The organism is Bradyrhizobium sp. 62 (assembly GCF_023073035.1).
Taxonomy (GTDB): Bacteria; Pseudomonadota; Alphaproteobacteria; order Rhizobiales; family Xanthobacteraceae; genus Bradyrhizobium.
Genome location: NZ_JADPIT010000015.1, coordinates 1429473 through 1435935, shown reverse-complemented (window position 1 = coordinate 1435935; position 6463 = coordinate 1429473). Strand labels below are relative to the sequence as shown.

The 6463-nt window shown below is 62.6% G+C and carries 12 protein-coding genes and 1 pseudogene; all 13 read left to right on the top strand.

The window, feature by feature from the left end; genetic code table 11:
• Nucleotides 1-61, top strand: a pseudogene (locus IVB47_RS35545) (50S ribosomal protein L29); the annotation flags it as partial.
• 13 nt (nt 62-74) lie between these two features.
• Nucleotides 75-323 (top strand): 30S ribosomal protein S17, encoded by a 249-nt coding sequence (rpsQ, locus tag IVB47_RS17560; protein ID WP_007603028.1) that lies wholly within the window; start codon nt 75-77, stop codon nt 321-323.
• 83 nt (nt 324-406) lie between these two features.
• Complete coding sequence (gene rplN, locus IVB47_RS17555) at nt 407-775, top strand: 50S ribosomal protein L14 (RefSeq protein WP_007603030.1); 369 nt, start codon at nt 407-409, stop codon at nt 773-775.
• Nucleotides 775-1089, top strand: coding sequence for a 50S ribosomal protein L24 (rplX, locus tag IVB47_RS17550; RefSeq protein ID WP_007603031.1), 315 nt, complete (start codon nt 775-777; stop codon nt 1087-1089). The genes rplN and rplX overlap by 1 nt, the downstream gene beginning before the upstream one ends.
• A complete protein-coding gene (gene rplE, locus IVB47_RS17545) occupies nt 1082-1639 on the top strand; it encodes a 50S ribosomal protein L5 (protein ID WP_007603032.1) in 558 nt (185 codons plus the stop codon). Before rplX ends, rplE begins: the two co-directional genes overlap by 8 nt.
• A 46-nt stretch (nt 1640-1685) precedes the next feature.
• Nucleotides 1686-1991: a 30S ribosomal protein S14 gene (gene rpsN, locus IVB47_RS17540; protein WP_007611604.1), complete on the top strand. Its 306-nt coding sequence runs from the start codon at nt 1686-1688 to the stop codon at nt 1989-1991.
• 14 nt (nt 1992-2005) lie between these two features.
• Complete coding sequence (gene rpsH, locus IVB47_RS17535) at nt 2006-2404, top strand: 30S ribosomal protein S8 (RefSeq protein WP_007603034.1); 399 nt, start codon at nt 2006-2008, stop codon at nt 2402-2404.
• 16 nt (nt 2405-2420) lie between these two features.
• Nucleotides 2421-2954: a 50S ribosomal protein L6 gene (gene rplF, locus IVB47_RS17530; RefSeq protein WP_007611603.1), complete on the top strand. Its 534-nt coding sequence runs from the start codon at nt 2421-2423 to the stop codon at nt 2952-2954.
• An 11-nt stretch (nt 2955-2965) separates the two neighbouring features.
• Nucleotides 2966-3328 carry a 50S ribosomal protein L18 gene (rplR, locus tag IVB47_RS17525; protein ID WP_007603036.1) on the top strand — a complete coding sequence of 121 codons (363 nt, stop codon included), beginning with the start codon at nt 2966-2968 and terminating at the stop codon, nt 3326-3328.
• Between the two features lie 47 nt (nt 3329-3375).
• The gene (gene rpsE / locus IVB47_RS17520) at nt 3376-3963 is read left to right on the top strand and encodes a 30S ribosomal protein S5 (RefSeq protein ID WP_007603037.1); all 588 of its coding nucleotides are present in this window, start codon (nt 3376-3378) and stop codon (nt 3961-3963) included.
• Nucleotides 3964-3988: 25 nt separating this feature from the next.
• Nucleotides 3989-4195 (top strand): 50S ribosomal protein L30, encoded by a 207-nt coding sequence (rpmD, locus tag IVB47_RS17515; protein WP_007603038.1) that lies wholly within the window; start codon nt 3989-3991, stop codon nt 4193-4195.
• Between the two features lie 73 nt (nt 4196-4268).
• Nucleotides 4269-4754, top strand: coding sequence for a 50S ribosomal protein L15 (rplO, locus tag IVB47_RS17510; protein ID WP_007611602.1), 486 nt, complete (start codon nt 4269-4271; stop codon nt 4752-4754).
• A gap of 152 nt (nt 4755-4906) precedes the next feature.
• Nucleotides 4907-6238: a preprotein translocase subunit SecY gene (gene secY, locus IVB47_RS17505; protein ID WP_007611601.1), complete on the top strand. Its 1332-nt coding sequence runs from the start codon at nt 4907-4909 to the stop codon at nt 6236-6238.
• Nucleotides 6239-6463 lie beyond the last annotated feature (225 nt).

The following is a 6463-nucleotide window of genomic DNA, read 5'->3' as shown; positions in this document are numbered from 1 at the left end:
CCGCCGTGACATCGCCCGGATCAAGACCGTCGCCGCGCAGACGCGCGCGAAGAAGAAGTAAGAGGCTTACGAAGATGCCGAAACGTACTTTGCAGGGCGTGGTCGTCAGCGACAAGCAAGCCAAGACCATCGTGGTGCGCGTCGATCGCCGCTTCACGCACCCGATCTACAAGAAGACGATCCGCCGTTCGAAGAACTACCACGCGCACGACGAGAGCAACGAGTTCAAGCCGGGCGACATGGTGTGGATCGAGGAATCGAAGCCGATTTCGAAGTTGAAGCGCTGGGTCGTGATCCGGGGCGAACACAAGAAAAGCGCCTGATCTGTTGGCTTTAGCCGACTGACTTCAGGTAAATGTTGAGCGCCGGCTGGGCTGGCGCAAATAGAAGAGGACGAGGTGCATCAATGATTCAGATGCAGACCAACCTCGACGTGGCCGATAATTCTGGCGCACGCCGTGTCATGTGTATCAAGGTGCTCGGGGGCTCCAAGCGCCGCTACGCCACGATCGGCGACATCATCGTTGTCTCGATCAAGGAAGCGATTCCGCGTGGCAAGGTGAAGAAGGGCGACGTGATGAAGGCCGTCGTGGTGCGCGTCCGCAAGGACATCCGCCGCGCCGACGGTTCGGTCATCCGCTTCGACCGCAACGCCGCCGTTCTGATCAACAATCAGTCCGAGCCGGTCGGTACCCGTATCTTCGGGCCCGTGCCGCGCGAGCTGCGCGCCAAGAACCACATGAAGATCATCTCGCTCGCGCCGGAGGTGCTGTGATGGCTGCGAAGATCCGCAAGGGCGACAAGGTCGTCGTGCTGACCGGCCGCGACAAGGGCCGCACCGGCGAGGTGTTCGAAGTGCGTCCCGACGCCGGTACGGCGCTGGTGCGCGGCATCAACATGGTCAAGCGTCACCAGAAGCAGACGCAGGCCCAGGAGGGCGGCATCATCTCGAAAGAGTCGCCGATCCAACTGTCCAACATCGCGTATGTCGGCAAGGACGGGAAGCCGACCCGCGTCGGATTCAAGATTCTGGCGGACGGCAAGAAGGTCCGCATCGCCAAGAGCTCGGGAGCTGAGATCGATGGCTGAGGCCGCTTACACGCCGCGCCTGCGCGCGGAATACGACGCGAAGATCCGGACGGAAATGACCGAGAAGTTCGGTTATGAGAACGTCATGCAGGTTCCGCGCCTGGACAAGGTCGTGCTGAACATGGGCGTTGGCGATTCCGTCAACGACCGCAAGAAGGCCGAGAACGCCGCTGCGGAATTGACCCAGATCGCCGGCCAGAAGGCGATCGTGACCTATTCGCGGATCGCGATCGCGACCTTCAAGTTGCGTGAGAACCAGCCGATCGGCTGCAAGGTCACGCTGCGCAAGGCCCGCATGTACGAGTTCATCGATCGCCTGGTGACGGTCGCGCTGCCGCGCGTCCGCGACTTCCGCGGCTTGAACCCGAAGAGCTTCGATGGCCGCGGCAACTACTCGCTCGGCCTCAAGGAACACATCATTTTCCCCGAGATCGACTTCGACAAGGTCACGGAGTCCCGCGGTATGGACATCACCGTCTGCACCACGGCCAAGACCGACGACGAGGCGAGGGCCTTGTTGACCGCTTTCAATTTCCCGTTCCGGCAGTGAGACGCTGACCTAAAGCCTCTCAAACGCGGATACCCAGGAGCCAAACATGGCAAAGAAGAGTTCAATCGAGAAGAACAACCGGCGCAAGCGGATGACGAAGAACGCCGCTCCGAAGCGCGAGCGGTTGAAGGCGATCATCGCCGACAAGACGTTGCCGATGGAGGAGCGGTTCGCCGCGACCCTGAAGCTGGCGGAAATGCCGCGCAACTCGTCGGCGACCCGCATCCGTCTGCGTTGCGAGCTGTCGGGCCGTTCGCGCTCGAACTATCGCTTGACCAAACTGTCCCGCATCGCAATGCGGGACCTTGGCTCCAAGGGCATGGTCCCGGGCCTCGTGAAGTCCAGCTGGTAAGGAGGGTCGTTTAGATGTCTACGCACGATCCAATCAGCGATCTGATCACCCGCATCCGCAACGCGCAGATGCGCTCCAAGAACAAGGTCTCCACGCCTGGCTCGAAGATGCGCGAGAACGTGCTCGAGGTGCTGAAGAGCGAAGGCTACATCCGCGGTTACGCCACGCTTGAGCACTCCTCGGGCCGCAGCGAGATCGAGATCGAGCTGAAGTATTTCGACGGCGAGCCCGTTATCCGCGAGATCGAGCGTGTCTCCAAGCCTGGGCGTCGCGTTTACGCCTCGGTGAAGAACCTGCCGCGGGTCAATAACGGACTCGGCATTTCGGTGTTGTCGACACCGAAGGGAATCATGGCTGACCACAGTGCGCGTGAAGCGAACGTGGGCGGCGAAGTTCTCTTCACGGTGTTCTGAGAAGGATTTTTGATCCATGTCACGTGTTGGCAAAAGGCCGGTAGCGGTGCCGTCGGGTGTGACCGCGACCGTCGACGGGCAGACCGTCAAGATGAAGGGGCCGAAGGGCCAGCTTCAGTTCGTCGTCCATAGCGACGTTGAGGTGAAGCTCGACAACGGCCAGGTCAAGGTGAACCCGCGGGTCGAGACCAACCGCGCGCGGGCCCTTTACGGGACCGCTCGCGCCCAGGTCGCGAATCTGGTCGAAGGCGTCACCAAGGGTTTCGAGAAGAAGCTCGAAATCACCGGCGTCGGTTACCGCGCCGCGCTGCAGGGCAAGAACCTGCAGCTCGCGCTCGGCTACAGCCACGATGTGGTCTACGCGATCCCGGAAGGGATCACGATCACCGTGCCGAAGCCGACGGAGATCACGGTGACCGGCAGCGACATTCAGCGCGTCGGCCAGGTCGCCGCCGAGATTCGCTCCTATCGTCCGCCGGAGCCCTACAAGGGTAAGGGCGTGAAGTATGTTGGCGAATTCATCTTCCGCAAGGAAGGCAAGAAGAAGTAACGGAGCCGGTCATGTCGAAAGCCAAGGTTACGAATGCCCGGCGCAAGCGCAGTGTACGTCTGAAGCTGCGCCGCTCGGGTGGCGGCCGTCCGCGCCTGTCGGTGTTCCGCTCGTCCAAGCACATCTACGCCCAGGTCATCGACGACCTGAAGGGCGAGACGCTGGCCTCTGCCTCGTCGCTCGAGAAGTCGATGCGCGATGGCGGCAAGACCGGCGCCGACATCGATGCGGCGAAGGCGGTCGGCAAGCTGCTGGCCGAGCGCGCCGCCGAGAAGGGCGTCAAGGAAGTCGTGTTTGATCGCGGCAGCTATCTCTACCACGGGCGCGTCAAGGCTCTTGCCGACGCGGCGCGTGAGAGCGGGCTGAGCTTCTAACAGAATTTGAGGATTGAGGCGTAAGCCTCTGAAGGACTGGAAAAACCATGGCAGAACGCGAACAACGTGGTGGACGCGATCAACGCGGCGGCGGACGTGAACGCAGGGAAGAGCGCGACAGCGAGTTCGTCGACAAGCTCGTCCACATCAATCGCGTCGCCAAGGTCGTCAAGGGCGGCAAGCGCTTCGGTTTCGCAGCGCTGGTCGTGATCGGCGACCAGAAGGGCCGCGCCGGCTTCGGTCACGGCAAGGCGCGCGAAGTGCCTGAGGCGATCCGCAAGGCAACCGAATCCGCCAAGCGCAACCTGACCCGCGTGTCGTTGCGCGAGGGCCGCACGCTGCATCACGATATCGCCGGCCGTCATGGCGCGGGCCGTGTTTACCTCCGCGCAGCTCCGGCTGGTACCGGGATCATCGCCGGCGGTCCGATGCGCGCCGTGTTCGAGACGCTCGGCGTCCAGGACGTGGTTGCGAAGTCGATCGGTTCGTCGAACCCGTACAACATGGTTCGCGCGACCTTCGATGCGCTGAAGCATCAGGATTCGCCGCGCTCGGTCGCTGCCCGCCGCAACATCAAGGTGTCCACCCTCCAGTCCCGCCGTATCGGTGGCGACGCCGAGGCGGTTGCCGAATAACGGAAGCTTTTCGGAGTAGACGCCCATGGCCAAGAGTGCCGTTACGACCGCAAAGACGATCAAGATCGAGCAGACCGGCAGCGCGATCCGCCGCCATCACTCGCAGCGCTCGACGCTGATCGGGCTCAAGCTCAACAAGATCGGCCGCACCAGCGAACTGCCGGACACCCCGGCGGTGCGCGGCATGATCTTGAAGGTTCACCATCTCGTTCGCATCGTCGACGAGAAGTAAGCAAAGGCGCACGATCCCGAAGCGGGGACCCGTTTTCGGTGAAGGTCATGCGCAAGAAACAAGGAGCAGGGCGATGAAGCTCAGCGATATCGCCGACAATGCCGGCTCACGCAAGAAGCGTATGCGCGTCGGCCGCGGCATTGGTTCGGGCAAGGGCAAGCAGGCCGGCCGCGGTGGCAAGGGCCAGACCGCGCGTTCGGGCGTGCGCATCAAGGGTTTCGAAGGCGGTCAGATGCCCTTGCATCGCCGTCTGCCCAAGCGCGGCTTCAACAACATCTTCCGCATCGAGTTCGCCGAGATCAATCTCGACCGGCTCCAGGACGCGGTCGATGCCAAGAAGATCGATGCCGGCAGCGTCGTGAACGTCGAATCCCTGGTCAAGGCCGGCGTGCTGCGCCGCGCCAAGGGCGGCCTGCGGTTGCTCGGCCGCGGCGAGTTCAAGGCCAAGCTCAACATCGAAGTGCACGGCGCCTCGAAGACCGCGATCGCGGCAGTCGAGAAGGCCGGCGGCTCGGTGAAGATCCTCGCGCCTGCCAAGGAAGAAGGCGAGGCGGCGTAACAACTGCGTCATCGGCCCGCGGCTCGCGGGCCTTTACGCATGCGGGACGATGGACTTATCGAAGCCGTAGCCCCAGATAATGTCCGGTGTCCGGTATAATGTAGCCCGGCCGCGGGCATAACGGCGCAAAAGGCGGCGGGAGAAAGTCCAAGATGGCCTCTGCAGCGGAACAACTGGCAGCCAATCTCAATTTCGGTGCGTTTGCCAAGGCCGACGAACTGAAGAAGCGCATCTGGTTCACCCTGGGCGCGCTGCTCGTTTATCGGCTCGGGACCTACATCCCGTTGCCCGGCATCGATCCCAACATCTGGGAGCAGGTCTTCCGCTCCCAGGCGGGCGGCATCCTCGGCATGTTCAACATGTTCGCCGGCGGCGGCATTCACCGCATGGCGATCTTTGCGCTGAACATCATGCCGTACATCTCGGCCTCCATCATCATCCAGCTCCTGACCACCGTCTCGCCGCAGCTCGAGGCGCTGAAGAAGGAAGGCGAGTCCGGCCGCAAGCTGCTGAACCAGTACACCCGCTATCTCACGGTGATCCTGGCCGCGTTCCAGTCCTACGGCATCGCGGTGGGCCTCGAAGGCGCCGGCAACGTCGTCAGCGACCCCGGCATGTTCTTCCGTCTGTCCACCGCGATTACGCTGACCGGTGGCACCATGTTCCTGATGTGGCTGGGCGAGCAGATCACCTCGCGCGGCATCGGCAACGGCATTTCCCTGATCATTCTCTCCGGCATCGTCGCCGAGCTGCCCGCGGCGCTCGCCAACATGCTCGAGCTCGGCCGTCAGGGTGCGATGTCGACCGGCCTGATTCTGGTCGTCATCATCATGGCGGTGGCCGTGATCGCCTTCATCGTGTTCGTGGAGCGCGCCCAGCGCCGGCTCTTGATCCAGTATCCGAAGCGCCAGGTCGGCAACAAGATGTTCGAGGGGCAGTCCTCGCATCTGCCGCTCAAGCTCAACACTTCGGGCGTGATCCCGCCGATCTTCGCGTCCTCGTTGCTGCTGCTGCCGACCACGGTTGCGAACTTCAACGCGGGGAGCGGGCCGGAATGGTTCCAGTGGATCAACACCCAGCTCGGCCACGGCCGTCCGCTGTTCCTGATCATGTATCTGGCGCTGATCGTGTTCTTCGCCTTCTTCTACACCGCGATCGTGTTCAATCCGACCGAGACCGCAGACAATCTGAAGAAGCACGGCGGCTTCATTCCGGGTATCCGTCCGGGCGAGCGTACCGCGGAATATATCGACTACGTGCTGTCGCGCATCACCGTGCTCGGCGCGGTCTACCTGGCGATCGTCTGCTTGATTCCGGAAATCCTGATCTCCTACGCCTCGGTGCCGTTCTACTTTGGCGGCACTTCGCTGCTGATCGTCGTCAGCGTCACCATGGACACGGTGGCGCAGGTGCAGGGCTATCTCCTGGCGCATCAGTACGAAGGTCTGATCCGGAAATCGAAGCTGCGCGGCCGGCGCCGTTAAGCGCGGAGTCCTCTCAGGCGGCGGCAATTGCGCCGCCGATTCGCCGCGCGAGTAACGCGCGGCGCCTGCGGGAGCGGCCAGCCAGCCATCCGGTGGCATCGGCAGAGCCACTCGCACTGAAGCGCAATCACTGATCTCAAAGGCTTCTTGGCGTCCGGCCATTTGCTCCCCTATGATATGGGTAGCGGTGCGGCGCTGATTATGATTTGCACTGTAACTGGACAT

What these genes read in the sequence shown, in the direction of transcription:
- rpsQ (WP_007603028.1), top strand. Translation starts at nt 75, where the DNA reads ATGCCGAAACGTACTTTGCAGGGCGTGGTCGTCAGCGACAAGCAAGCC.
- rplN (WP_007603030.1), top strand. Translation starts at nt 407, where the DNA reads ATGATTCAGATGCAGACCAACCTCGACGTGGCCGATAATTCTGGCGCA.
- rplX (WP_007603031.1), top strand. Translation starts at nt 775, where the DNA reads ATGGCTGCGAAGATCCGCAAGGGCGACAAGGTCGTCGTGCTGACCGGC.
- rplE (WP_007603032.1), top strand. Translation starts at nt 1,082, where the DNA reads ATGGCTGAGGCCGCTTACACGCCGCGCCTGCGCGCGGAATACGACGCG.
- rpsN (WP_007611604.1), top strand. Translation starts at nt 1,686, where the DNA reads ATGGCAAAGAAGAGTTCAATCGAGAAGAACAACCGGCGCAAGCGGATG.
- rpsH (WP_007603034.1), top strand. Translation starts at nt 2,006, where the DNA reads ATGTCTACGCACGATCCAATCAGCGATCTGATCACCCGCATCCGCAAC.
- rplF (WP_007611603.1), top strand. Translation starts at nt 2,421, where the DNA reads ATGTCACGTGTTGGCAAAAGGCCGGTAGCGGTGCCGTCGGGTGTGACC.
- rplR (WP_007603036.1), top strand. Translation starts at nt 2,966, where the DNA reads ATGTCGAAAGCCAAGGTTACGAATGCCCGGCGCAAGCGCAGTGTACGT.
- rpsE (WP_007603037.1), top strand. Translation starts at nt 3,376, where the DNA reads ATGGCAGAACGCGAACAACGTGGTGGACGCGATCAACGCGGCGGCGGA.
- rpmD (WP_007603038.1), top strand. Translation starts at nt 3,989, where the DNA reads ATGGCCAAGAGTGCCGTTACGACCGCAAAGACGATCAAGATCGAGCAG.
- rplO (WP_007611602.1), top strand. Translation starts at nt 4,269, where the DNA reads ATGAAGCTCAGCGATATCGCCGACAATGCCGGCTCACGCAAGAAGCGT.
- secY (WP_007611601.1), top strand. Translation starts at nt 4,907, where the DNA reads ATGGCCTCTGCAGCGGAACAACTGGCAGCCAATCTCAATTTCGGTGCG.